Annotated in this window: 25 protein-coding genes, 4 tRNA genes and 1 pseudogene; 20 read left to right on the forward strand and 10 right to left on the reverse strand. The window is 39.1% G+C overall.

Annotated elements, in window-relative coordinates; translation table 11 throughout:
* The first annotated feature begins 101 nt into the window (after positions 1-101).
* The 5 genes from FTU79_RS06955 (at position 102) to FTU79_RS06975 (ending at position 4,351) form a co-directional block, all read left to right on the forward strand.
* The gene (locus FTU79_RS06955; protein WP_180049393.1) at positions 102-749 is read left to right on the forward strand and encodes a hypothetical protein; all 648 of its coding nucleotides are present in this window, start codon (positions 102-104) and stop codon (positions 747-749) included.
* 20 nt (positions 750-769) lie between these two features.
* Complete coding sequence (locus FTU79_RS06960) at positions 770-1,741, forward strand: D-glycerate dehydrogenase (RefSeq protein ID WP_180010335.1); 972 nt, start codon at positions 770-772, stop codon at positions 1,739-1,741.
* Positions 1,742-1,826: 85 nt separating this feature from the next.
* Positions 1,827-3,266: a M48 family metalloprotease gene (locus FTU79_RS06965; protein ID WP_180007305.1), complete on the forward strand. Its 1,440-nt coding sequence runs from the start codon at positions 1,827-1,829 to the stop codon at positions 3,264-3,266.
* Between the two features lie 121 nt (positions 3,267-3,387).
* Complete coding sequence (locus tag FTU79_RS06970) at positions 3,388-3,747, forward strand: hypothetical protein (protein ID WP_111885700.1); 360 nt, start codon at positions 3,388-3,390, stop codon at positions 3,745-3,747.
* A gap of 46 nt (positions 3,748-3,793) precedes the next feature.
* Positions 3,794-4,351, forward strand: coding sequence for a GNAT family N-acetyltransferase (locus FTU79_RS06975; protein ID WP_180007304.1), 558 nt, complete (start codon positions 3,794-3,796; stop codon positions 4,349-4,351).
* Between the two features lie 103 nt (positions 4,352-4,454).
* Here the strand turns inward: FTU79_RS06975 and FTU79_RS06980 are convergent, their stop codons facing one another.
* Together FTU79_RS06980 and rpsU are read right to left on the reverse strand one after the other, a co-directional pair.
* Positions 4,455-4,901: a GatB/YqeY domain-containing protein gene (locus FTU79_RS06980; RefSeq protein ID WP_078193617.1), complete on the reverse strand. Its 447-nt coding sequence runs from the start codon at positions 4,899-4,901 to the stop codon at positions 4,455-4,457.
* Positions 4,902-4,940: 39 nt separating this feature from the next.
* Entirely contained in the window at positions 4,941-5,156 is a 216-nt protein-coding gene (rpsU, locus tag FTU79_RS06985) for a 30S ribosomal protein S21 (protein WP_001136722.1), read from the reverse strand.
* Between the two features lie 146 nt (positions 5,157-5,302).
* On the opposite strand from rpsU, the gene tsaD reads away from it, so the two are divergent.
* On the forward strand, positions 5,303-6,319 hold the full coding sequence (gene tsaD / locus FTU79_RS06990; protein ID WP_180007303.1) for a tRNA (adenosine(37)-N6)-threonylcarbamoyltransferase complex transferase subunit TsaD: 1,017 nt from the start codon (positions 5,303-5,305) through the stop codon (positions 6,317-6,319).
* A 126-nt stretch (positions 6,320-6,445) separates the two neighbouring features.
* Positions 6,446-7,777: pseudogene (locus FTU79_RS06995) on the forward strand (esterase-like activity of phytase family protein).
* 153 nt (positions 7,778-7,930) lie between these two features.
* On the opposite strand, the gene FTU79_RS07000 reads toward FTU79_RS06995, so the two are convergent.
* On the reverse strand, positions 7,931-8,809 hold the full coding sequence (locus FTU79_RS07000; RefSeq protein WP_180007302.1) for an ATP-binding protein: 879 nt from the start codon (positions 8,807-8,809) through the stop codon (positions 7,931-7,933).
* Between the two features lie 189 nt (positions 8,810-8,998).
* Between FTU79_RS07000 and FTU79_RS07005 the strand changes: the two genes are divergently transcribed.
* The 6 genes from FTU79_RS07005 to FTU79_RS07030 all read left to right on the forward strand — a co-directional run bounded on the left by FTU79_RS07005 (position 8,999) and on the right by FTU79_RS07030 (position 11,894).
* Positions 8,999-10,510: a DUF3336 domain-containing protein gene (locus tag FTU79_RS07005; RefSeq protein WP_180049395.1), complete on the forward strand. Its 1,512-nt coding sequence runs from the start codon at positions 8,999-9,001 to the stop codon at positions 10,508-10,510.
* Positions 10,488-11,312 carry a protein kinase gene (locus FTU79_RS07010; RefSeq protein WP_180049397.1) on the forward strand — a complete coding sequence of 275 codons (825 nt, stop codon included), beginning with the start codon at positions 10,488-10,490 and terminating at the stop codon, positions 11,310-11,312. Before FTU79_RS07005 ends, FTU79_RS07010 begins: the two co-directional genes overlap by 23 nt.
* 107 nt (positions 11,313-11,419) lie before the next feature.
* Positions 11,420-11,504, forward strand: a tRNA-Leu gene (locus FTU79_RS07015).
* 37 nt (positions 11,505-11,541) lie between these two features.
* A tRNA-Trp gene (locus tag FTU79_RS07020) sits at positions 11,542-11,615 on the forward strand.
* 36 nt (positions 11,616-11,651) lie between these two features.
* Positions 11,652-11,736: transfer RNA gene (locus FTU79_RS07025), tRNA-Leu, on the forward strand.
* Between the two features lie 73 nt (positions 11,737-11,809).
* Positions 11,810-11,894 (forward strand) — tRNA-Leu (locus tag FTU79_RS07030).
* Positions 11,895-12,177: 283 nt separating this feature from the next.
* Here FTU79_RS07030 and FTU79_RS07035 read toward each other — a convergent pair.
* A complete protein-coding gene (locus FTU79_RS07035; protein WP_078188846.1) occupies positions 12,178-12,381 on the reverse strand; it encodes a hypothetical protein in 204 nt (67 codons plus the stop codon).
* Between the two features lie 440 nt (positions 12,382-12,821).
* Between FTU79_RS07035 and FTU79_RS07040 the strand changes: the two genes are divergently transcribed.
* On the forward strand, positions 12,822-13,088 hold the full coding sequence (locus FTU79_RS07040) for a hypothetical protein (RefSeq protein WP_257223241.1): 267 nt from the start codon (positions 12,822-12,824) through the stop codon (positions 13,086-13,088).
* Positions 13,089-13,177: 89 nt separating this feature from the next.
* Here the strand turns inward: FTU79_RS07040 and gloB are convergent, their stop codons facing one another.
* Both gloB and FTU79_RS07050 read right to left on the reverse strand, forming a co-directional pair.
* A complete protein-coding gene (gene gloB / locus FTU79_RS07045) occupies positions 13,178-13,909 on the reverse strand; it encodes a hydroxyacylglutathione hydrolase (RefSeq protein WP_180049399.1) in 732 nt (243 codons plus the stop codon).
* 109 nt (positions 13,910-14,018) lie between these two features.
* Positions 14,019-14,627, reverse strand: a complete 609-nt coding sequence (locus tag FTU79_RS07050; RefSeq protein ID WP_180049400.1) for a flavin reductase family protein — start codon at positions 14,625-14,627, stop codon at positions 14,019-14,021.
* 104 nt (positions 14,628-14,731) lie between these two features.
* Here FTU79_RS07050 and FTU79_RS07055 point away from each other — a divergent pair, with 104 nt between their 5' ends.
* Positions 14,732-15,553: a PhzF family phenazine biosynthesis protein gene (locus tag FTU79_RS07055; RefSeq protein ID WP_180007297.1), complete on the forward strand. Its 822-nt coding sequence runs from the start codon at positions 14,732-14,734 to the stop codon at positions 15,551-15,553.
* Between the two features lie 149 nt (positions 15,554-15,702).
* A complete protein-coding gene (locus FTU79_RS07060; protein WP_180007296.1) occupies positions 15,703-18,471 on the forward strand; it encodes a pitrilysin family protein in 2,769 nt (922 codons plus the stop codon).
* An 81-nt stretch (positions 18,472-18,552) separates the two neighbouring features.
* On the opposite strand, the gene FTU79_RS07065 is transcribed toward FTU79_RS07060, so the two are convergent.
* Together FTU79_RS07065 and FTU79_RS07070 are read right to left on the reverse strand one after the other, a co-directional pair.
* Complete coding sequence (locus FTU79_RS07065) at positions 18,553-19,617, reverse strand: amidohydrolase (protein ID WP_180007295.1); 1,065 nt, start codon at positions 19,615-19,617, stop codon at positions 18,553-18,555.
* Between the two features lie 172 nt (positions 19,618-19,789).
* Complete coding sequence (locus FTU79_RS07070) at positions 19,790-20,191, reverse strand: DUF3144 domain-containing protein (protein WP_180007294.1); 402 nt, start codon at positions 20,189-20,191, stop codon at positions 19,790-19,792.
* A 106-nt stretch (positions 20,192-20,297) separates the two neighbouring features.
* Here FTU79_RS07070 and FTU79_RS07075 point away from each other — a divergent pair, with 106 nt between their 5' ends.
* Both FTU79_RS07075 and FTU79_RS07080 read left to right on the forward strand, forming a co-directional pair.
* Positions 20,298-20,930 (forward strand): hypothetical protein, encoded by a 633-nt coding sequence (locus FTU79_RS07075; protein WP_180007293.1) that lies wholly within the window; start codon positions 20,298-20,300, stop codon positions 20,928-20,930.
* Between the two features lie 430 nt (positions 20,931-21,360).
* Complete coding sequence (locus tag FTU79_RS07080; RefSeq protein WP_180002979.1) at positions 21,361-21,531, forward strand: hypothetical protein; 171 nt, start codon at positions 21,361-21,363, stop codon at positions 21,529-21,531.
* 101 nt (positions 21,532-21,632) lie between these two features.
* On the opposite strand, the gene FTU79_RS07085 is transcribed toward FTU79_RS07080, so the two are convergent.
* Positions 21,633-22,064 (reverse strand): hypothetical protein, encoded by a 432-nt coding sequence (locus FTU79_RS07085; RefSeq protein WP_168378945.1) that lies wholly within the window; start codon positions 22,062-22,064, stop codon positions 21,633-21,635.
* Between the two features lie 224 nt (positions 22,065-22,288).
* Positions 22,289-23,749 (reverse strand): inorganic triphosphatase, encoded by a 1,461-nt coding sequence (locus FTU79_RS07090; protein WP_180049435.1) that lies wholly within the window; start codon positions 23,747-23,749, stop codon positions 22,289-22,291.
* Between the two features lie 321 nt (positions 23,750-24,070).
* Here FTU79_RS07090 and FTU79_RS07095 point away from each other — a divergent pair, with 321 nt between their 5' ends.
* Positions 24,071-24,454, forward strand: coding sequence for a DUF962 domain-containing protein (locus FTU79_RS07095; RefSeq protein WP_180049401.1), 384 nt, complete (start codon positions 24,071-24,073; stop codon positions 24,452-24,454).
* Between the two features lie 595 nt (positions 24,455-25,049).
* On the forward strand, positions 25,050-25,670 hold the full coding sequence (thiE, locus tag FTU79_RS07100; protein WP_078188828.1) for a thiamine phosphate synthase: 621 nt from the start codon (positions 25,050-25,052) through the stop codon (positions 25,668-25,670).
* Positions 25,671-25,672: the final 2 nt, after the last annotated feature.

Consider the following 25,672-nt stretch of genomic DNA (forward strand, 5'->3'; position numbering starts at 1 on the left):
ATCTTTAAAGAAATAGTATGATCTAATTGATTTATAAAAGTTCAGCAAAACAGAGTGAATCCCGTTAGAATATCAAGCCTTGAATAGGTGAAAATGAAAGCATGATTGGGCATCAGCGAAGCATAATGGCGGCAATGGGAATTGATGTATGGATTCCTCAGGCGGCACCGTGTCAGCAATTTAGCTCAAATATCTGGCGAGATCAGGCGGCTCCTGAAATAGTCTCTGAAATTCTACTCAAAAATGAGCCTCAGCCAACGCCTGTTTCATCACAGACTGAGCTTAAAAACAACGTTGATGTTGTTGTAAATCAACCTGTAGAAGCACCTAAGGATGAACCAAAGGTTTTTGAACATGTTGAAGTTCGTCCGATTGTTCAAATCCCTTCGTTTAACTTAGAAGCCATCTGTTTAATGCACTGTGTCATTGTCATTGATGCCACCGAATTAACTGCAGAGCAGCAAGTTTTGTGGAGCAATATTCAGCGCGCAGTCAGTGCCGATTTCTTTGCTTTACAGTGGCCATTTGGTTGGGTGGATTTGCAAGATGGTCGTGGTGCAGCATCTTATGTGCAGGGCTTTATTGATGCGATGAGCTTGGATAAAAATGTTATTTGCTTAGGCGATATTCCGCATTTAGAGCATGCGAAGGTGTATCCATTGGCATCTTTACAGCAAATGATTGAACAGCCTTTATTGAAAAAACGCTTATGGCAATTTATGCAAAATAAGGCAGGACAAAATACTTAAATTACGTAAATGGAAAATTTATGCAAAAAAAAGTAGTGGTTTTTAGTCAAATAGATCAAGAAATAATTCAACGTTTAGAACAGCAATTTAAAGTTTTCCAAATTAGCCCTAAATTGGGTGATGTGAATCAGCAAATTCTTGAGCATTCAAAAGATGCTGACGCCATGATCGGTGCGGGACGTTTGTTGAATGCTTCGAATTTAGAGCATGCATCACAATTAAAAGTCATCTCAAGTGTAAGTGTCGGTTATGATAACTATGATCTTACATTTTTAAACCAAAAAAATATATGGTTGAGCCATACTCCGCATGTATTGACGGAAACTACAGCAGATTTAGCCTTTACCTTGCTGATGAGTGCAGCACGGAAAGTGCCTGTATTGGATCAATGGACCAAACAAGGGCAGTGGAAGCGTACAGTGGGCCCTGAGCAATTTGGCATGGATGTCTTTGCTAAAACCATCGGAATTATTGGCTTAGGACATATTGGAGCAGCGATTGGGCGTCGTGCTCGCTACGGCTTTAATATGAATGTGCTCTATCATAATCGCCGGGAAAAAATTGAATTGGCTGAATCTTTATCAGCGCAATATTGCGATTTGGATGATTTGTTGCAACGTGCTGACTTTGTGGTCGTTGCAGTGGATTTAAATGCAGAATCGAAAGCTTTAATTGGTGAGCGTGAGTTGGCCTTGATGCAATCACATGCGGTATTGGTCAATATTTCACGGGGTTCAGTGATTGATGAAGCCGCATTAATCGATGCATTAAGTCGTGGTCAAATATTTGCAGCAGGCTTAGATGTGTATGAGCAAGAGCCACTTCAAGAATCCCCTTTATTTACATTAGCCAATGTCGTGACATTGCCCCATGTGGGTTCAGCAACAGCGGCAACCCGTAAACGTATGGCAGAGTTGGCTTATCAAAATTTAGTGGATGTTTTGGTACATGAGCGCGCGCCGCGCTATGTGGTCAATCCAAAATTTGAATAAACAATCACAACAGTTTTCTCCATAATTCACCAAAATTCAATGCTATATTCGATGAAGTACGAATATGAAATTTAGAGAATAGACTTTGAAAAAGATTTTACTGGCATGTGGTCTCGGGCTTTGTTCGACATTGGCGCAGACGCAGTCCGTAGATTTTAGTTCATCCCCACAATTTTCTGTGCCTGAAATAGGTAGTGGCGTCGGCTTGTTGGATCAACAAAAAGAGCGTGCCATTGGCGAGAAGGTGTATCGTGAGGTGCATCGTCAACTTCCTGTGACTGAAAATCCGTGGATGGAAGATCGTCTTTTATCTGTCTTTACGCATATTTTGAGCCAAACCCAACTCAACCAACCGGTCGGTTTGTTATTAATTAATGATCCACAAATTAACGCTTTTGCTGTGCCGGGAGGTTTATTTGCATTAAATGCTGGATTAATTAATTCAGCTCGCAACATGGATGAAGTGGCAGGGGTGATGGCGCATGAAATTGCACATGTCTCACAACGTCATTACAGTCGTTCACAAGAAGCTTTTAAAGGGCAAGGTTTATTGTCACTAGCCGGTATTTTGGTCGGAGCCTTGGTGGCCTCACAGGCAGATGGTGATGTCGGTGCGGCTGTAATGATGGGTTCACAAGCCGCTTTGATGGATAAACAGCTAACCTATAGCCGCAATCAAGAACGTGAAGCAGACCGCATCGGGATGCAGTATATGTACCGTGCAGGATACAATCCGCAAAGCATGGCTGACTTTTTTGAAGTGATGCATCGCTCTACGAGTCGAGTGAGCTTTCTGCCTGATTTTTGGTTGACACATCCTTTAACCACGGAACGTATGAGCGAGGCGCGCTTACGTGCCAATCAGTTGCCTCAAGTTAAAACTAGTTTGGTTGATCAAGATTTTGAAATTCTGCGCTGGTATAGTCGAGTACTCTCAGGTCAGGTAACTGAATTGCAATTAAATACAATGGTGGCACAAAAGAATTATGCAGCTGAGTTGGCTTTGGTGAGCTTGCATATTAAACAAGGTGACTTTAGTGCTGCTCAAAAGTTATTAAATGAAGCAGCAAAACAAAATGCATCGCATGCACTTTTTACTATTTTGCAGACCGATGTGCTGTTGGGCCAAAATAAAGCAGCCGATGCCGTGAACGCTGTGAAAAGTTCGGCAATCATCATGCCTGAAAATCGTGCATTAAATTATAAATATGCAGAGGCTTTGATTCGAAACAAAGAATATGCGCAAGCACAACTGATTCTACAGCGATTTTTACAAGCGAACCCACGTGACTTGAGTGGTTGGCGACTGATGTTGCAAATGGCTGATGCAGACAAAGACGCAAGCTTCCGTTCTATTAATGTGCTGCGCTATCGAGCTGAAGTAGAGTATTGGGGCGGGGATGAAGAACGTGCGATTAAATCTTTGCTACAGGCGCAGCGCATCACCAAAGACTCGAAAAGTCTTTCTGCAAAAATCAAGCAGCGTGTAGACGAAATGCAAAATGAACGGAAATTAAAAATATAAAGATTTCAACTGTGATGCACTTATCTATGTCGATTATAAAGTGCAAATTGTAGTTTTAGTGGCTTAGATTAATCAGTGTAAACTAGCTGGATGTAAAAAGTTTATGATTAAGAACTTACAAATGAAAAATATGATTTTGGCGGCCTGTCTGTTGGGCTTAGCAACGAATATTGCAGCAGCTAGCGCAGAACAATATGTGATTGCTGTGAATGATATTAACGAAAAATATAAAACTGATGTACGCCAATTTTTTAGTCAGTTAGACCCGCAGCAACAGGGATTTAAAGCAGACCAGCAAGTGAAATACTGCGGTATTGTTCAGACTTATGTGAATGATCTTTATCGTGCTGCAGACGAAAATCGTGCATTTTTAGATCGTGAGTACCGTAATATGAATAAGCAGGATGTGATTCAGCAGGTGATCGCATCAAAAGAGATGCAATTATTAAAAAAATATAATGTGCAGTGTGCCCTAAATTAAAATTGGTTTTACAAACATTTTAAATCATTGCGAGAAACTGAAAAAAATGAAACTCGATGATTTTGATATAAGTCATGGCAGAATCACGCTTCAGTTGATTCAGCGTCACGATGCAAAAGCACTTTATGAAGCGATCTGTCAAAGTATAGAGACCTTACGAATGTTTCCTGCAAGTTTGGCTTGGTCCTTACAAGAACCTAATTTAGATGCTTCATTGGCATTTTGTGATTCGAGAGTGTTGGCTGCGTTAAATCAGGAAAATTTTGTTTATGTGATTCGTGAGCAACAGTCGCATAACTTTCTAGGTGTCATGGATATTCATCAAATCAATTGGATGGAAAACCAAGCTAACGTTGGGTTTTGGGGAAATGTTGAATTTAAAGGGCAGGGTTTGATGACAGAAGCTTTGCAGTTATTTGTGGATCAATTATTGAATGATCTAGGATTTCAGCAATTAAACGCTTTTGTAGATGTAGAAAACAAGCAAGCACGACGTCTATGTGAACGAGCAAATTTTAAATTGATTGAAATCGAACAAGCTGCAATTCAAAATCCAGTAGATGGAAGTTGGCGAGATATTTGTAAGTATGAAATCGTTAGATAAGAAAGAAAATTATAAATGATGAATAAATTTGAATTTGGATAATTTGGCTATTTAAGTCATCAGCGTACTTAAATAGACCAAATCAAACAATATAGATGAAAGATTAAGAGAGTTTCGCTTTAATTTTAGCTGAAACTTGTGCAGGATCGGCACGTCCGGCTATGAGCGGACGTAGAGAGTTCATCACCTTACCCATATCTTTCATGCTAGTAGCTTCTTGCGCAGTAATTGTTTGCGCAATGATGGAATCAAGTTCTTCCTCAGTCATAGCTTCTGGTAGAAATTGAGATAACACCTCAATCTCGGCTTGTTCCTTACTAGCTAAATCATCTCGATTTGCACCTAAAAAGGCTTTAACCGATTCTTTGCGTTGTTTGATTTGCTTTTCAATGACCGCAAGAACTTGCTTATCGTCAAGCTCTATGCGCTCATCGACTTCGATTTGCTTGATTGCTGCCTGTAGACTACGTATTACCGTTAACTTGTCCATTTCTTTAGCACGCATAGCGGCTTTTAAAACTTCAGTTATTTGGTTTTTTAAAGTAGTCATTTATCTTGTCCAGGTTAGTCAATCAATCACAAATTAATCTTAGTAAAGGCGAGTAGTACGTACTGATTCGCGAGCCAATTTCTTTTGGTAGCGTTTAACAGCAGCAGCTTTTTTACGTTTACGTTCTTGAGTTGGTTTTTCGTAGAATTCACGTTTACGAACGTCAGCAAGAACACCCGCTTTTTCGCATGAACGTTTGAAACGACGGATAGCTACGTCTACTGGTTCGCCTTCTTTCAATTTAACTTGTGGCATGAAGAATCCTCATTAAGTTATGGATAAGATCTCGGGTCGAATTACCCTTGATCACAAGTGAAGGTCAGTATTTTACTCATTTACATCTCATATCACAAGTCTATAATAGGTTTCGCAATATTTTGAAATGGGCAAAAGGCAGTTTAATGATCGTTTTAGGCTTGGAAACTTCGTGTGATGAAACAGGACTCGCACTCTACGATAGTGAGCAAGGATTACGCGGACAAGTATTGTATAGCCAAATCAAACTGCATGCAGAATATGGTGGTGTGGTACCTGAATTAGCTTCACGTGACCATGTGCGTAAGTTAATTCCGTTATTAAAACAACTGCTTGAAGAAAGTAAAGTTGATAAATCAGAAATTGATGCCATTGCATATACTCGCGGGCCGGGCTTGATGGGTGCATTAATGACAGGCGCATTGTTTGGTCGTACGTTGGCATTTGCACTGAATAAACCTGCAATTGGTGTACATCATATGGAAGGTCATATGTTGGCGCCGCTGTTGTCTAAAACTCCACCAGAATTTCCATTTGTGGCACTTTTAGTCTCTGGGGGACATACTCAATTGATGGCTGCTTATGGAATTGGTCAATATGAATTATTGGGTGAGTCGATTGATGATGCAGCAGGTGAGGCATTCGATAAAGTCGCTAAAATGATGGGTCTACCATACCCAGGTGGTCCAAATATTTCGAAATTGGCGATCAATGGCGACATCAATGCCTTTGAATTTCCACGTCCAATGCTACACCAAGGTTTAGATTTTTCATTTAGTGGTTTAAAAACTGCCGTTTCAGTTCAATTGAAAAAAGTTGAAGGCGAAGGTCGTGAGGCGGATATCGCTGCATCTTTCCAAGAAGCGTTGGTTGATACATTGGTGAAAAAATCAGTCAAAGCCTTAAAACAAACTGGTTTAAAACGTTTAGTTATTGCCGGTGGTGTAAGTGCAAACAAGTGTTTACGTGAGCGCTTAGAAGCTGATTTGGCAAAAATCCGTGCAAATGTGTTTTATGCAGAACCTGCACTGTGTACAGATAATGGCGCAATGATTGCATTTGCTGGTTATCAGCGTCTTAAAGCGGGCCAGCATGATGGTTTGTCTGTTACGACTACACCGCGTTGGCCGATGACGGAATTAGGTAATCCAAACGAAGCGTAAAAATCGTTTAAAAAGGAGGCTAAATTAGCCTCTTTTTTTTATTGTGTGTTTCAAAAAAGAGACTGTGGTTTTAGAACAATATTGTGGATATGATGGCTCAATAAATAATTAGAGCCATGTGAAATAATGACAAAAAATAATGAAGCTTTGGATCAATCAAAACCAAATCAAAGTCATATTGACCTAAAGAAATTTTATAAAGGTGTTTCTTTACCCTATGAAACTTTGGATATCCACAATATTCCAGATGAGGCAAAACAAGACCATTTTATTGAAATTCATTGTGGAGGTTTTGGGTCGGAAATTTTCTCACATCCCACTCAAAAATATCAATTTTATGCTCTTACGGATCGAGGTCCGAATACAACCTATGATGTGAATGGAGATAAAGGCAAGATATTCTTAGATCCAAGCTATACGCCAAAAATCAGACTTTTTGAATTGCAGCTCGATGGATCGATTAAAAAATTGAAAGAAATATTACTCAAAGATCCAACTGGGAGACCTATAACAGGTTTGCCAAATCAGCATTTCGGTGCAACAAAAGAAGTGGCTTATGATCAAAATGGTGTGGTTTTAGCAATTGGCACAGATGAATATGGCTTAGATTCTGAGGGTTTGGTTGCATTAAAAGATGGCACATTTTGGGTGAGTGATGAATATGGGCCTCATCTCGTTCATTTTAATAGCGAAGGCGTGGAAATAGACCGTATTAATGCATACAAATAAGATGAGCGTTGCAAGTCGGGTTATTTTCTTCCAAATGCATTTGCCAATCGTAAGCAAAATCGAGGGATGGAAGGTTTGACGATTACACCAGATCAAAAAAAATTGGTCGGCATCATGCAGTCGACGATGAGTAATCCAGATTCATCAGTCACAACGTCAGACTTGGTTCGTATTGTGGTGGTCAATTTAGACGATGGGTCAATTGCACAATATTTATATCGGCAAGAACTTAGGTCAAACTCAAATACAGCTATTGTTGCGCTGAGTGAGACATGCTTTTTAGTAGCTGAACGTGATGATGATTTTTATAAAGATAATTCAAACGCTTTTAAACGAATCTATAAAATATATCTCGATGCGGCGACAAACCTAGAAAAAGTTCAACTAAGTGATCATTTTCAGCAAAATGAATCTTTAGGATTGCTCATTGATGGGCAAACACTTGAACAATATCTGCTTAATGATGGTTGGGAAGCACTCAAAAAGTTAAATATTTTGCCTGTGGCAAAGAGCTTAGTTGTCGATTTAGTCGAAACTTTACATTATCCACACGATAAAGTTGAAGGCTTGAGGGTGATTGATGAACAGCATTTGGCAATTATAAATGATGATGATTATGGTTTTACAGAAACGGATGGGATCTTGGAGCAAAAATACCTTGATGCGGAGAAAAGTGTGATTGATTGCAATACCTTATATGTGATTGGTCAACTCAATTTAGCGCCATAAGTGGTGTGTTCTTAATGATTTTCAAGCAATTGGTTCAATCAAGAGTTTATTAGCATTTAAAAGCAGCCAACGAGGATGTGGCTGCTTTTAGCTGAAATTGTCTGACTTGCTTTGCAGAACTTATATTTTCAGATCATAAAAATATTGTAGACGTTATTTTTCCAAAGCCTTTAGATTTTCAGACCCAATCCAATGCTTTGAAAACTGATAAGCAGCACGGCCTGAACGCTGCCCACGAGACTGACACCATCTTAAGGCTTCAGCACGAACTTCGCTGGTCATGGCTAAATCAGCCTTGGCAAGATAGTGTTCCACAATTTCGAGATATAAATTTTGATCCATTGGGTAGAACGAGAGCCAAAGTCCAAAACGGTCAGAAAGGGATATTTTTTCTTCGATCGCTTCTTGTGGATGGAGCTCAGTATATTGAGGAACATCTACCTTAGTTACAGGTGTATTTTCATGCATGAATTCAGGTAATAAATGACGACGGTTGCTCGTAGCATAAATTATAAAATTACTTGAACCTGACTGTAATGAACCATCTAAAACACTTTTTAAACTGCGATAGTTTTCATCTTCAGCATTGAATGCCAAATCATCACAATATACGATAAATTTTTCAGGACGATTTTCAATTAACTTTTGAATTTCTGGCAAATCAGATAAATCATCACGCTCAATTTCAATTAAACGTAAACCTTGGTCTGCATAATGGGTGAGCAGAGCACGGACGATGGATGATTTACCTGTACCACGAGAGCCAGTGAGTAAAACATCATTGGCAGGTAAGCCTTTTAAAAACTGTAAAGTGTTTTGAATCACTTTTTCTTTTTGACGTTCAATTCCTTTTAAATCTTCTAAATACATGACTTTGGGCTGTTGAATGGCTTTAAGCTGTTTATCTTGCCATTTAAACGCGATACTCGAAAAATCGGGTGCTTGTTTAAGCTCAGGCAAACTGTGCTGTAGTTGTAAGAGTACAGTAGATAGCGATTGAAGGATGTTGTCAGGTAAATCAATTGTAGCCATGATAAGTCAGCTTGTCGTGTCTTGTTGTTGGTTAGTATATGACAGCAGTGTACATCAATAATGCAGTTATAATTGCTGAAATATGTCAAAGTTAAATGATTGTTCTGGCAGATCTGCGCTATTCGAACAACCAAAAAGTTGTTATAAATCTAGCCGAGTGAACAGTTTAAAATGTGCTGAGGGATAGTCATGTTGTTTACAGAGTTTTCAAAAAGTATTAATCCACATCAGGCATATCGGATAAAAAAATTAAAGCGTCAGCTCGACCGTGCTGAATGTTATGAAGAATGGAAAGATATCGCACTTAAAATAGATGAAGAATCGGGTGCGCAAGAATGGAAACTCGATAATAGTTCACCGTATTTTGATGCAGAAATTATTACTCATCGTTTAGGGTTGCTGAGACGATATCGAGCTCAGAAACGTACTCGAGATTTGATGTATATTTTAAGTGAAGGTTTAACTTATGATGTGGGCAATATTGCCCATCCCTTGCTGTTTACAGTAGCCTACGTCGGCACCAAAAAAATTATTGAAGACTATGTTGATGAGGTGAGTCAAAGTTTGGCTTTTATCGCATCCGAAGAATGCGTTTGTCTCAATGCCGCACAAAAAATTGAATTTTTTGAACAAAGCCAAAAAGCGTATGGTCAACCTGTTTTGATGTTTTCAGGCGGTTCAACTTTAGGTTTGTTTCATACCGGTGTGTGTAAAGCACTGATGGAACAAGATTTAATGCCAAAAGTTCTGTCTGGTTCCAGTGCTGGCGCCATTATGACCGGGATGTTGGGTGTATCTAAACCGTCAGAATTTACCAATTTATTAAACGGACAAAACTTCTTTAGTGAGGCATTTCACTTTCGTAAATTGACTGAGTTAGTGCAGGGTAATGGCGGTTTGGCAGATGTAAAATATCTGAAAAAGTTTTTGGTTGAAAACTTAGGTGACTTAACTTTTGCCGAAGCATATAAGCAATCAGGTCTACATATCAATGTGGCAGTTGCGCCTTATGATGCATCACAAGATGCAAGAATTATGAATGCGTATACCTCACCCGATTTGTTGGTATGGAGTGCGGTGTTGGCATCTTGTGCAGTGCCTATTCTATTTCCACCGGTACGACTGACCAGTAAGCGTTATGACGGGCAATTTACGCCATATATGTCGGCTACACGTTGGGTGGATGGTAGTGTGCGCAGTGATTTCCCACAGGAGAAAATGGCGCGTCTATATAATATTAATTATAGTATCGCCAGTCAGGTCAATCCGCATATTGTGCCATTTATGCAGGATGATGCTTCACGTTTTCGTAAAAGCATGTTGAGTTGGCCTGAGCGGATCGTTCGTCGTCAAGGCAAGGTGATTAGTAAAGGGGTGATGGATTTTGCCCGTGAGCGTGCAGGAAGTATTCCACCGGTAAGACGTTTGCTTGATCATGGTTATGGTGTGGTGGATCAGCGTTATTATGGTGATGTCAATATTGTTGGGAAATATGGCTTAAGACACTATAGTTATATGTTGCAAAATCCGCGACCTTATCTGTTTAAGGTCTTGCAGCGTGAAGGTGAAAGAGCCACATGGCCGAAAATTTCATTAATCGAAACGCAAGCCCGCATCGGTAAGACCATTCAGCATTGTTTGGAATTATTAAATTATCAAAATGCACCCAATCAACGCCATGCAGAATTTATTGCGGTTTAAATCCACAGATTTAACGCAAATCATTTATGAGCCAAAAACCAAATCCAAAAGTTTGGTTTTTGGCCGTCGTCTATATCAATTTCAATTCAATCAACAACTTTATTGGCTCAAGGCGCAAGTCAGTAACAGCAGCCTTGAACATGCAGCTAGTTTTGGTCATGAAATTGAGCTGTATAAACTATTCAGTCAAGCGTCTAGACAAAACAGCATCACGTTACCTTTTCAAGTGATAAAAGAGAAGCATCTCAGTATTCAGCAAGAGCCTATTGATCACTTATTAATACTGCCCAATGCTGAGCCTTGGTTCTTACAGCCTGTATCGAATTTGAGCATTGAGCAGGTGAGGCAAGTGCTATGGCAAGCAATCGATGTGGTTGAACGATTAAGCTTGCACGGTTGGATACATGCAGATTTAAAACAAGAGCATTTTGTGAATTGGCAAGGGCAGTGCAGACTCATCGACTTTGAGCAAGCGCTCCCGTTGGCTGTTGACCAGCAAAATGCCTTAACTGCGACACCACGTTATATGGCTCCAGAACTTTTCCATGGACAAGCAAAATCTTTGCACAGTGATATCTATGCGCTGGGGATTATTTTCTTGGAATGGCTGACATCACAGCGTTTAGAGGCGAAAAACTATCAAGATTGGGCCTATTTACATTGCCAACGCTTAAAGCTTGATCTGCCAATGCAATATCAAGGGTTTAGTCAGCTATTGCAACACATGTTGATGAAGCAAAAAAATGACAGATTGGTGGATTTTTATCGCTTAAAAAGCGACTTAGTTGCTGAATTTGCTTAAGAAAAATACAAAAAAAGCACTATTGTTTTTTATTTAAACAAACAAGATGCTTTTTTATAAAAAAGGCTTGTCATGTAGGGGTGATCTCTATAATATACACAGCCATCGGGGACGTGGCGAAATTGGTAGACGCACTGGATTTAGGTTCCAGCGCCGCGAGGTGTGAGAGTTCGAGTCTCTCCGTCCCCACCACTGAATTACTAAACATGAGTTTGGTAATGAAGGTCACAGAGGATTGGTGTAATGGTAGCATGACGGTCTCCAAAACCGTTCGTCAAGGTTCGAATCCTTGATCCTCTGCCAAGTTTTAAAAAGTCTGACATTGTCAGCAACCCTGTTGGGGACGTGGCGAAATTGGTAGACGCACTGGATTTAGGTTCCAGCGCCGCGAGGTGTGAGAGTTCGAGTCTCTCCGTCCCCACCACTTAATTTATTAAGTTGCCAAATAAACAGGTTTTTAAAACAAATTAAAGTCTGACATTGTCAGCACCCGAGTTGGGGACGTGGCGAAATTGGTAGACGCACTGGATTTAGGTTCCAGCGCCGCGAGGTGTGAGAGTTCGAGTCTCTCCGTCCCCACCATTAGATTAAGCAAGGTTTTATACCTTGCTTTTTTGTTTTTGAAATTCGAAAAAATCAGTGTCCCAAACGTGGTTTTTTTGAAAACATAATCTAATGAAAGATGATGAACCAAGAGATACAGCAAGATGTCTAATCTTGCTTTTTTATTGTCTGAAATTTATCTCGTTAAAAATGAGTCAGTAAAACAAAGGTGAAAAAAAGCCCGCATATACGGGCAAATTTAGAAATGCGGATTCGAATTAAATCATTTATTTCAAATCGTTCGAATAAATTATAGAGAAGATTACGCCTTTAGATGATCTTCAAACTCTTCACCGAGCTGCATGGCCAAAGCATTACCAGACAAATCTACAGTCACTAGACCATATTCTTTTTTAAAACTGAATGTAAATCCACGATTATCTGCCAGTGTACGAACAGAATATCCTAACTTTTCTAACCAAAGACGGAAGGCAACTAAATTTTTTGCTTTAACCACTTTTTTCACGAGCGAACTCCTTATCAATCATTAAAATATTAAATAGGGGTGTCAAAATATTTTTTAAAGGGGAAATGGAAAACTTTTATTTAAAATATGAAATTTTGATGGATAAATAAACAGATTATCGGCTTATAAATTGTATAAATTCATTTAACTCGCTGTTTTATAACAATCTAAACTTAATGTAAGTAAATATAACGTATTTTGAAAATTTGGGTTTTAATTGCTGGCTTAAAATCTATCCTATGCCTATAGAGAAGCTGTGTGCAAAATAAGCGATGACTTAACTTAGAAAGTATAGTGGATTAGGTGTGCAGTATTGATTGCAAATAAAGACTTGTTCACAGCCAAATTAACTGGATAGGTGAGCATGCAAAGCTATTTCACATCAAGATTTGTCGAAATGCTTTTATACTATATCCCATCGATATAAATAGATTGAACGCATGCAAAACATTGAGCACGATGTCAAAGCAAAAATTGAACAGATGCAACAAGCAGGGCAGACGCCTGTTGCGGTGATGCTTGGACATGAAGATTGGTTGGTCTTTTCGGAGCAATCCAAAGTGGCATATACGCCTTTTGGCAGTGCGCGACGTTATCAGCCTGCATTAGGTGGTTTATTGATGGTACGTATCGATGAAATGCAAGCCGTACGAGTTGTGACTCAAGCCGAATTGGATGATTTTGCTGCAACCAATCAAATTTTATAAATAAAATGATGAATCGGCCCGAAATATTCATCACAAATAAAACAGTTTATTTGTGATGAAATCTTAAATGCTTATAACTCGCAATCCAATTAAAAATTGTCTTTGAGTTCTCTTAAGCGCTGAAACGCTTCAACACTTTCTGCACGTAAAAATGGATTGGTTTCTAGTTCTAATTCAATGCTGCTTGGCAAAGTACATTTCCCGAGCATGCGTAGGGATTCAACCTCATCAAACCGCTGTTGTATGGCAAGGTTGTCAGGTTCAACATGCCGCGCAAACTGCGCATTCGATAGGGTGTATTCGTGAGTACAATACACTTGAGTTTCAGCAGGGAATGCGGCTATACGGTTCAAGGAATCGTACATTTGTTGAAAGGTGCCTTCAAATACACGTCCACAGCCCATAGCAAATAATACATCGCCACAGAAAAGTGTATGAATGTCATCGATAAAATATACGATATGACCGAGGGTGTGGCCGGGCGTTGCTGTTATTTCAACTTCAAGACCATGAAATTCAAAACGGTCATTATGATCGAGAGGAAAATTCACCCATGGAATACGGCTTAATTCTGCACGGGGGCCGTAAACGGCAATGTTTTTATTTTGAATAAGTTCAGGTACACCACCGACGTGATCTTTATGCCAATGCGTTAGCCAAATTTGCGTAAGATTGAGCTGATGTTCCTGACAATAGCGCTCGACCAAAGCGGCTTCAGTAGGATCTACTGCAATGACATCATGGCTTTCGGTGTGTTCAAGCAGCCAAATATAATTTTGCAGTGAATTTTTGACATCCAATGTATGTATTTTAAACGCCATATCCATTCATTCAATATTTTAAATTAAGTTAAAGTTAGCATGAAAATGCTCAAAAGGTATGATTATCGATTTTCAACCCTAAATAAACGACAGAGTTCATAGCGCTATTTTAGTCTGGTGTCTCGTCTACAGATACAGGATTACCAATGGTATAAAAGTGCCCGCCAGCAACATGATGTAGGCTTTTCCATTCATCTGCTACTTCATGATAATACCAATGTCCGTTACGGAAGACGCGGTCGTCTGCATAAGCAGCAATGACTTCGCCGATAAACAGATCATGTGCTTGTTGATTGTGAGGTTCAGGAATAAGTTTGCACAGTAGCCAAGCAGCACAACCTTCAACCACAGGAATATCAGAGGCATTAAATTGAAATAATTCCACGCCACATTGGCGTAATTTTTCTGGCGCATCACGTTGGCTCATCATGCCAAGTGCATAGACCATTTTGAGTTGTTTCAGTGTCGGTACTTGTAAGGCGAAATAACCTGAATTTTCAATAATCTCACGTGTTTTAGTTGATTTATCCAGTACTACCGTCACTTTTGCAGGGTTGAACTCTAAGGCGCATGCCCATGTTGCAGTCATCACACCAGTATGGGTTTGATCCTGAGCAGAGACGAGCACAGTCGGGCCATGATTTAAAAGTCGGTATGATTTTTCTAAAGGAACAGGGTGAATATGCGTTTTCAAAATTGTACCTATATTTAAGTGCATCTAAAACTTAGATGTTTTATTAAAAAGTGCTGTTACATAGCATATAACGCATGAAATATTTTCAAAAGCCTTTAATATAAATCACTAAATCAGGAGTTCTATCAATGAAAATGTATCAAGTGGACGCATTTACCCAAGTGTTATTTAAAGGCAACCCAGCGGCGGTTTTGGTGTTGGATGAATGGTTAGATGAACACTTGATGCAACAGATTGCTTTGGAAAATAATCTGTCTGAAACTGCATTTGTGAAAAAAATCGACAGCAGCAATTATGAAATTCGTTGGTTTACGCCGACCACTGAAGTGGATTTTTGTGGACATGCGACATTGGCCAGCAGTTATGTGCTTTTTGAGTTTTATACTGTAGAAAAAAACATCCAATTTCATGTCAAAAATCTCGGTATTTTTAGCGTAAATAAAGCTGAAGATGGAAAAATTCTGATGAATTTCCCTGTGCGTCGGGCACAGGTCGTGAGCGAATATCCTGAAGAGCTACGTCTAGGGTTGAGTCAACCTTTTAAGCAGGTTTATCTGAATGCGCAGGCGTATATCGTGGAATACGAAACGGCTCAACAGGTTTTGGATGAACAACCGAATTTTGAAATTTTAAAACGACTCGGCAAAATCCGCACCGCAATTACAGCGCCGGGTACGATTACTGATGTTGCAATCACTGCGGCAGCCCAGCAATATGACTGCATTTCACGCTATTTTGCACCGGGTAATGGCATCAATGAAGATCCTGTTACGGGTTCTATTCATACCGGAATCGTGCCTATTTGGGCAGAACGTCTACACAAGCGTCAGATCTTGGCGTATCAAGCATCAAGCCGTGGTGGTGAGTTACATTGTCAAATGCTCGAAAATGACCGTATAGAAATCTCAGGCTATGCTTGTTTATATATGCAGTCTGACATTTATATCTGAACATAAATCAAATACATGCTGTCGAAATCTGCGGCATGTATTTAATAAAAAGTAACTATTAATCCTGAAAAGCTCAGCATAAAATCAAAACCAATCTGATCGACAGCATTGCGCTGATCGATGCTAAATATAAAGGACACTTGAATTACATGCGTATTAAACATTTAACGCTTTCACTTTTTTTTGCAGGTTTAAGTACAAGCCTCTTTGCTCAACCTGTATTGGTTAAAACTGAACAAGCCATTGAAGAATATAAATTAGATAACGGTTTTCGTGTGGTTTTGGCGCAAAACGATAAAGAAAGCAAAGTGTTTATGAATACGGTGTATTTCACGGGTTCTTTAAATGACCCTGCGGGCAAAGGTGGTTTGGCACATTTGCTCGAACATTTGGCCTTTAAAGGCACTGAAAATGTCAAAGGTGATGAATTTCAGCGTCGCTTAGACCAATTCACGCTGATGACCAATGCCAGTACGGATTATTATTCAACGAAATACACCAATGTGATTCGTCCTGAACAAAGTTCAATCGATCAAGTTTTGCATTTGGAAGCAGAACGGATGGACAAATTGGTACTTCAGGAAAAATTTGTACCGACAGAAATTGATATCGTTAAGCGTGAACGTGAAATTCGTTTAGATCAGCCATTTTCAGTGTTAATCGACCAAGTTTTAAAAGAAGCCTATGGCAATCAATCTTTAGGCCGCTTACCGATAGGTGATTTGAAAGAACTTCAATCGATCAATATGAACGAATTAAACCAGTTCTATCGCCGTTGGTATGCGCCAAATAATGCAGTGATGGTGATTTCTGGTAAGTTTGATAAAGCGGCTGTATTAAAACAAATTGATCAACAATTTAGCCCAATTGCCGCACGTCAAATTCCTGAACAGGCCAAAGTCCCTAAATTAGATGGAACGAAATTAAAGCAACGCGAATTTACCGTTCATAAGGGTAGTGACTTTGGCAAATTTAATATTTATTTAAATGGTGCAGTCGAACCGATTAAAACTGCTTTGGCGGTATCTCCAACTTTGTATACCTTACAGCCAAGTGGACATTTGTATCAAAGCATGGTGGAAACAGGGACAGCAACCGCAGTTCAATCCACCACATGGTTAGATAAAGATTTTAATTTGGTGTTTATGGGGGCGATATATGGCCCAAGTCATGATGCTAACAAAGTGGTAACCAGTCTGGCACAAGGTGTAGAGCAGAATAAAGCCTTTAATGATGTTGAGCTAAACCGTGTTAAAAGCTTGACTCGAAATATGGCTGACAATGTTAAGAATAGCGCTACGGCTCTTGGCGAACGTCTCAGTTCTTATACTGTGGCTTATAACGGGGACTGGTCTCAATATTTCCGAGACTTAGATAAAGTACAAAAGCTGAGTGTAAGCGACGTGAATCAAGTGTATAAGGATTTTCTAAAGCCTGAATACCGTGTCACAGGAAATATTCTACCAACACCTGAAGACCAGAAGAAAGCACAGCAACAGGCTGCGTCGAAACCTGCTGAAACTTTAGATCAGCAAGCGCCTGCAGAAGAGCCATTGAAAGATGCGAGTGTTTATCGTGCTGAAGTGAAGCAATATGTTGCAGAGTCTAAGCAATATTTAAATCAGAAAGAAAAGCAGATTCAGCGCGCTAAATTTAAAAACGGCATTCAGTATGCGTTGTTTCCAACTAAAACCCGTGATGACAAAACCTATGCCACGATTGCTTTGGATTTTGGTACAGCACAAAGCTTAATGAACAAAGGGGAGTTACTAGATTTGACAGCTTACCTCATGTTCCGTGCATCTAAAGATCAAAGTTTGCAGAAAATTGCCGATAAAATTATTGATGTTGGTGGGGGTGCAACGGTCAGTGCAAATGATAATGGTCTCATGATTCAAGTGGTTGCACGTAAAGAAAAATTTGCTGACTTTTTGCAATATGTCATTGATGTTATTAAAGCACCAGCATTTGAACAATCACAATTTGATTTAATCAAAGCGCAAAGTTTGTCGAGTTTGGATCGACCTTATACAGAGCCGGATACCGTTGCAGCAATGACTCTGTCGCGTATTGTCGAGATCTATCAGCCGGGGGATATTCGTTATCACTTCGAACCGGAACTTGCGAAAAAACAAATTGAGTCGGCTACACGTGATCAAGTGCAGCAGTTACATCAAAAATTCTTTAAAACACAGCACGCACAAATTGCGGTAACAGGTGATTTTGATACCAAGCAAATAGAAAAAATTCTGAAAAAAGAATTTGCAGATTGGAAAACCAGCGAGCCATATCAACGCTTAGAGTCTACATTTACAGCGTATCCTGCACAGAAAGTGCATGCATTGTCTGAACAGCGTGAGTTTGGTAGTTACCAAGCCATTATGACTCTACCTGTAGGTGTAGAGCATACCGATTCTCCTGCGTTACAAGTATTACGCCACATACTTGGTGATTCACAGTTGTCTTCACGTCTAGCCCAAGAGTTACGTGAAAAGAATGCACTGGTTTATGGTTTTAGTGCAGACATTAATTTTGATGAATGGGTGAATTCAGGTGTACTGAGTATTGATGCAAACTACACTGCGGGTAAATCAGCACAAGTTTCTCAGTCTGTTCATAAAGTGTTGCAAAACTTATTGAAAAATGGCGTGACGGAACAGGAAGTAGAAGCGGCCAAAGCCAGTATTTTGAAAAAGCGTTTAACTGCACTTGAAGATGACCGTCGCATTCATAGTATGTTGATTCCACAGTTAGAAAAAGGTCGTGATTTAAACTATCGTGAAAAGCGTGATCAACGCATTGCTAGTTTGACCAAAGCGGATGTTGATGCTGTCATCACAAAATATATTCAACCTGAACATTTGGTTGAGGTGATGTCTGACCAATATGGTCAAGCCGTAAAATCTACTCAAAAATAAACCGAATAAAAAAATCCTCCAGATGGAGGATTTTTTTTGAGCTGCAATGGATAACTTGATAGCAAGATTTTCTTAACGAACTTATAGGCGGTAGAACTGACGGGCATTTTGTTGGAAGACTAAAGTCAGTGCATCAGGATCATAACTCGCGACCGCATCTGAAAAGGCGTCAATAATATTCACCAAGGATGCACTCACACTATCCATCGGGAAGTTAGAGCCAAACATCACACGGTATTTCCCAAAGCATTGTAGAGCATGAGAAATAAGCGGAAAGGCGCAATCGAAAATCTCTTGTTTGGATGCAAGGCGTTGTTCTTTATGAAACTGATGACCCAGCACCGGCATGAATAATCCAGACATTTTGGTATAAACATTTGGGCAACTTGCCAGTTCAGCTAAATCATCTTTCCAACGAAACAAGATATTGTCACGTGAAGTTTGGGTTAAGCCTGTATGTGAGCCGACAGGTCCAAAGGCACCGACAGGTGTCCCAAAATGATCCAGAACGATAGATGTTTCAGGGAAAGCACGTGCTAAAGCGGTTAAATCACGAATTTGGTCTGAATAAACCCATGCATCAAAACTTAAATTCATTTGAGCAAGGGCTTCAAAACCTTTCATAAATTTTTTATTGGTATAGAGATGGGGCTCATTGGTCCATGCGTGAACTTTTGGGTCTTCATGTACAGCTGCCATTTTTCGTATGCCACGAAAATGTGGGGAGGCTTGTTTATGCATTTTAAGAATTTTCTTAAAACTACTGTCACATGGGTCTGCAGTGCCGACTATGGCGCCAAGTTTAATCTTTTGAGCATTAAAGTCTAAAGATTCAATAAACTTTGTTTCACCAACCACCCCTTTGCCTTTATGGTCATGCCAGCTCGCTTCTACATGTACGATTTGATCGACCAGATAATGTCCTGCATCTTGCTTATAATTTTCAGGCAAATACGGTGTCGTCACATGTTTGGTTAAACCAACTGTGTCAATTAACTCTTGCGGCTTAACTAAGCGCATCATTTTGTCGAGCAAGTAGGGATGTTTACCCAATAATTTCACGGCAAGTGAAGCGGCATGTGGGGTATTGTATGGATCCCATTGATGTATATGTGAATCCACGATGGCAAAATCGAGCGTCTGCATTGCTATCCTTGTCCTTAAAACCATGTCCATTTCTTGCGTATTTCATTGTATTTCCGAATACGCAAGGTACTGAAAATAGTTTGAATGATGAAAATACAACGTTATGACTGAATATTAAATCAAAGCTTTGTGAAAGAGAAGTTGTATAAAAAAAGCCCCGAAGGGCTTTTGATTAATGCTGATGATCGTGGTGGTCATCATGCTTATTTGCATGGAATTCTTCGTTATGACGGAAGCGAAGATAGTTTTCAAACTGTTCGCAATATTCATCATAATTATCTTCAAGCATCATTTGAAATTGTTGAAGAATATAAGACATCACTTGATCTTTGGCATCACGCATTTCTTTGCCATCTTTGAAGCCATTTGCAGCAACCCAAGTATTAAAGCGAGCAGTACCAAATAACATGGCAGCACTCACTTGGCCGCGCATTTCTGCAGGTTTAACTTGAGAACCTTTTTCAACACGACAAAATTCATTGGCTTGTTTAATAAATTCATCCGCACGTTCAAAGAAAGCTGCATTCAACGCTTCTTCTTCGGTTACATCAGTAGCTTCAATCTTTTGAACCATGAATGTGTCCTAGCATAAAAATCTAATGCAGTATTATAGGCAAAGCCTTGCAGAAACTAAACCTTTGACTTAATCTAAAAATAGCCTAAGTAAAATGGAATGCTTCATGCAAGACGCAATCGCAGTGCAAAGTCTGAAAAGTGATATTGCATTACTTCGACAAAATATTTGGCCGCCCTCAACCTTAGCCAATGTAGAAGGGCTGCCCATTTATTATGGTACACAGTCTGAAGTAGCCGAATATTATGCACAGTGGACAGGCTTAATTGAACGTGCTCAAGACTTATTTCAACCCTTTGTGGAAGATGAAGTCCTTGATGCAATCCATTTGCCGAGTCATTTGAATCTGCCGCTTTTTTATTTTCATGTGGATCGTATTCGAATCAACAAAACACGTGCGAAAGAATCTAAAACCTTTCGTGGTATTGCCAGCTTAGTTGAAAAATGTGGGCAGTTTGAAGCAGATCAAATTCAAGCGATGCGACATTGGCTAGACAGCGATGACACTGCAGCCTTGGTCGGACACCGTGAATTTATTGACCTCAGAACCTATGTATTTCAACATGGGCAAAGTGATTATACCCGTACTCGTTTTTATGTGAATGGCATTGTACTTAGTGTCGAAAACGAGTTTAAATTGGTGGATGCCCGTGACAAACCACGTAAAGCCCGTAGCGATAGCTATAGTGACCCTTTAGCAGATAACAATACGTGGAAAATCTTTGGGAAATATCGTTAATTAATAAATATCGTTAATTACTGATGTTACGCAGTAACATCAGAAGCGCCATTTGATTCAAATAAAAGAGCGATACGCGGCAACGTCATCCGCAAGTGTTTGAGACAGAACTACATCTATTTAAAGATGTTTTTGCGATACTTTGAATAAGTAGACGCTAGTGAACGAGTTTTGCGGATGACAATGGTTTTGGGTACTTTTGCCGAAACAAAAGTACTTCCAGCCGAAGGCTAATCCCTTTATTTAAACCCTAGATGTAAGACTCCGTCGAATAGACTTAAAAATCATTTTAAAAATGCGTAATTACTTTTACGTGCGTAACATCAGTTAATTAAATATGTTGACGATATTACTTAGAACGTGAATTTAGTTCGCTGCACAAGGATGCTTTGGATTATGTAATCCACGCCCTAATGTGAAAATAGCCACTATGGCAAATGCCGAAATTGAAAGTTTGGCTCATGCAGAGCAATTGACTGATTTTTATATGACCTTATTGCAAGGGATGACGATACAAGCACGTGATGGTATGGCCTTGACACAATTACAACGCATGGTGAGTAATGCCATGAAATCATGGGGGTTATTAGCACAAGGTTAAATCAGTATGGATTATGAATTAAACCCCCCAATAGCAGTGTAGCCTTAAGGCAATTTTCTTAGTTTTTTTGAATGACTGATATGCAAATACTATATTGAAGTTTATTTGCAGGGATGAATTTTAATGTCGCCCAATTCCATCACACTGATATAACCGTCAACCGCAATTAAATTGTCGCTTTGACTCGATAGGGTGAGACATTCTCCAGACTTGACGCTAGATAGTAGCTGACCTTGTTGCGGATTCAAGTTCATGCTGTAAATACTCAGTGTGCCAGCATCGGTTTTGATTTGGTAAGACTCATCACCATAGTCCTCATTATTATTGCGCAGGACTTTAAAGGTTCGTCGTGTCTGATCAAAGTTTTGAGTTGGAGAAAGCGGCTTTTCGACTTGTAAGGATGCCGTGCGCCTTAATTCGGTACTTTGCACAGGCTTATGTTGTTCACTACAAGCACTCAGTATTGGGAAAAATATAAAAATAAGTGAAAATGAAAATAGGGGATAAATTACAGGTATGTGACTTTTCAACATAAAACCACCCTGAATCTAAGTTTTCAGATAGCTTATTTTAAAAGTTTTTATCCAGAAAACAAAAATAATAGCTTCTCAAAATATTTCAATGTAACTGAGTCAAACTAAGGAAATGATGAATTGAAAATAGCCGACTATGAACCTGAATGTTCAACAAATGAATATCTATATGACAATGTAGGATACAAATAAAAAAGGGAGACTCATTGAATCTCCCTTAGGTTTTATTTAATGAGTTTTCGACTGACAAGGAATTGCTCGGTCGCTTCTAATAGCTTATCTGCATAAACCTCTTGTTTTGCAGTCAACCAGCCGAGAACAAACCAATCACTAGCTTCCAGCTCTGTTTGCTGAATATATTGTGCAGAAGAGGAAAGGACTTGATATTCCTGAGCCGCGACTTGTGCATCATTGAGCGCTTTACTATATTTCTGCAAGTTTTTTACATCATAAATAGACGTCAAAATTGGGAAGCTAAATTTAAGCTCTTGTATGCGCTGAGAAAGCACATCTAAGCTTTCAAAATTGTTAATGTCGGCATCATTTAAAGCCTCTTGCAGGGCTTTATATTGGTTTTGAAGGGTAGTTTGAGCATACCATTTAAAATCATGTTGTTGCGGTGCTTCATCGACTTTCAAACTAAACATTAAAAGCTCAAGATAATGATGCACATTTTGAGTCGATTTAACCAAATTGCCTAACTTCTCTTTGGCATACAAAATATCTTTGGTTAAATTTTCTGAGGTCGTTGGGTTTTGTAAAAGGCCACCCAAGGTATTTTGCATGTGCTCAAAATGGTGTAATTGTTCAAACTGCTGTTTAAATGCGCCCAATTGCACAGCCCATTTTTCAACGATATCGCTGTTCCAATCTTTAAACAGCGAAATGGTTAATTGTAAATGATGGAGTGCTTTTTGAGCTTGTGTAATGTGCTCGGCCTGAGCAACACCTGCAGAAATTGCGGCAATATTAGGCAGAAGGTGCTGCATGTCCTGTGCAATTAAAAGTCGTAAGTTTTTTGCGGCAGTGTCTTTTTTACTGAGTTGAAATTCTTTAGCCTCAACTGCTGGACTCACAGTTTGATTAAACGCCAGCAAATTCCCGATTTCCGCTTTACTGCGAACGTCTAACCACAAATGGTACTTTTTAACCCATTCAAAACTAAAGGCAAGGAGTGATTGAATAGAGCCACTTTTAAGCTCAAATTCGACTTCGTGAACCTCTGTTTCTGTATTGTTGCTACGGATACAGCCGATATCTAAGCTAACTTCGATCTTGGCATCTTCAAACTCTATGACACGATAAGTTCTCAGAATGTCAGTTTCAAACTGAAGTTGTAGAGAATTTTGCTGATCGCCTAAAGTGGTTTTTAAAACCGATTGAACTTCAGCTTCATTGGCATAGACCGATAAATCTAAAGCAGGAGCTTGTTCAACTTCACCCAAATCTAAGTTATGTTCAAAGCGTTCAATGTGACTTTTACCTGCAGCTTTCAGGGTTTGAATCCAGCGCGTTCCTTCTAAACGTTGACGCAAGGCTGCATGCTGCTGTGCCATTTTTCGATCTGGGGTATCAAAATATTTAGCTTTAAGTTGAATTTGTTCCGATTTTTTTGGATCGAGTGCTTTTAATAATGCAGTTCGACGTGCTTCTGGAATCTGGAACTTTAATTCAACTTCAACCATGGTTTTCTGTCCTGATGTCACAACTTCATGATCTGGCATGAAGCGATCTTTAAATTTTTATAAAAATGAAAAACTAAAATGTGCGTAAATTTTCTATGAGTTAAACGCGTATCGATTGTAGCGAAAAACAGTTGAGAAGTAAGACTTGACGGATTTGAAAACTCTGCTTTTGGACTAAGAAAAGTTTTAAAAGATGGATATTCCATCAATTGTATAATTCACAATGGTTCGACTTTCATGGGATCAAAATAAAATTTTACGCCTTTAACGCGGACGAATTTTAAGCTATGTTGATTAAAATAAGTTCAGGATGAGCACAACATGAATTCACAAGTACAACCCGAGTTTAATCGAGATTTAAAGCCCGAATTTCAGTTGCCTATTCGTGACTACTCGCAATTTTATCGATTTTATTTGACTGAACATCGAAATATCATGAGCCGACGTTTACATGCCACAGGCAGCAGTATAGGACTCTATTTCTTCATGAAAGCAATTTTAAAAAAACAACCAAAGTATTTTGCTTATGGTCTGGTTTCAGGCTATGCCTGTGCATGGGTCGGACATTTTTTCTTTGAAAAAAATAAGCCGGCAAGTTTCAAGCAGCCTTTATACAGCTTTATTTCCGATTGGCGCATGCTGTCTGATATTGTGAAGGGGAACTTAAGCTTAAAAGACCGTAATTTAGATAAGATTGATAGTTAACTATTTATTAATCAAACGTTTAATTTTTATTGATTTTGGTGTAGTTTTTTGAGTAAATGACTTGTAAGTTTAGAGTGATTAGTCTAATAATGTTCATATTGTTTATTCACTGTTTATCTGAAAGATAAATAGACGATAAACCCCAGTTTTCCAAGCCTAGAGTGACCTTCTCTAGGCTTTTTTTATGGCCTTAGAAAAGGTCTATTGTTTGAAAGATTTAACCACAAAAATGTTCACAAAAAAAATAGGCTAGACTTTTTGATGCTCTGAACGCTCCCCAAAACGTTTCTTACCAAGCACCAAAAAGTCTAATAGGTTACTCATTATTATTTTTATAAAGTGTTGTGTTTTTATGCGCTGCGTTTTGTGTTCTTCTGTTGCAGTATTAAATAATTTGTATCAGTTTTGTTCTATACCTGAAAATAGGTATTTTTTGCCATTTTCTACAGAAAATTCAATTAAACATTTATATAAGCAGTCCTGTGAAAAGGAATATAACTTTCTCAGCGGCAAAGCATTAAAATTTTATGCCCCAAGCAACATTTCATAGACCTAATCGTTATAATATTCAAAAGTTTTAAGTTGTGATTGAACTATGCGTGGTTTATACCTCATTACCAATGATGATCCTATCGAATTGCTTTTAGCCAAACTCGAAGGCGCGATGGCAACTTATGAAGTTGCTGTTTTGCAATATCGCCGTAAAAAAGTGGCAAAGGAAGATCAGGCTTATGAAATTGAATACATGAAAAATATGTGTAATCAATACAAAGTGCCTTTTGTTATTAATGACGATTTAGAAACTGCAGTTCAATATGGTGTGGGTGTACATTTAGGGCAAGATGACGGTTCAATTGCTGAAGCTGTAGCACGTTTACCTAAAAATGTTTTGATCGGTCGAAGCTGTAATAATTCTTTAGAACTGGCTGAGCAGGCGATTGCAGACGGTGCAAACTATGTGGCTTTTGGCGCCATTTTTGCGACTGAAACTAAGCCTGAAGCAGGCAATATTGGCTTAGAAACGCTAAAACAAGCCAAAGCGAAACTAAATGTACCTATTTGTGCAATTGGTGGTTTAACTGTAGAAAATTCTGCTGAAGTGATTGAAGCGGGTGCTGATCTTTGTGCTGTGATTAGTGATGTATTAGGTCGTTCAATGTCTGCTGTAAGCAGTCGTGTTTATGAATGGTCTGAGCTTTTTGCTGAACAAGCTTAATT

Origin of the sequence: Acinetobacter sp. YH12144 (assembly GCF_013418345.1) — a bacterium.
In the GTDB taxonomy this organism is placed as follows: Bacteria; Pseudomonadota; Gammaproteobacteria; order Pseudomonadales; family Moraxellaceae; genus Acinetobacter; species Acinetobacter amyesii.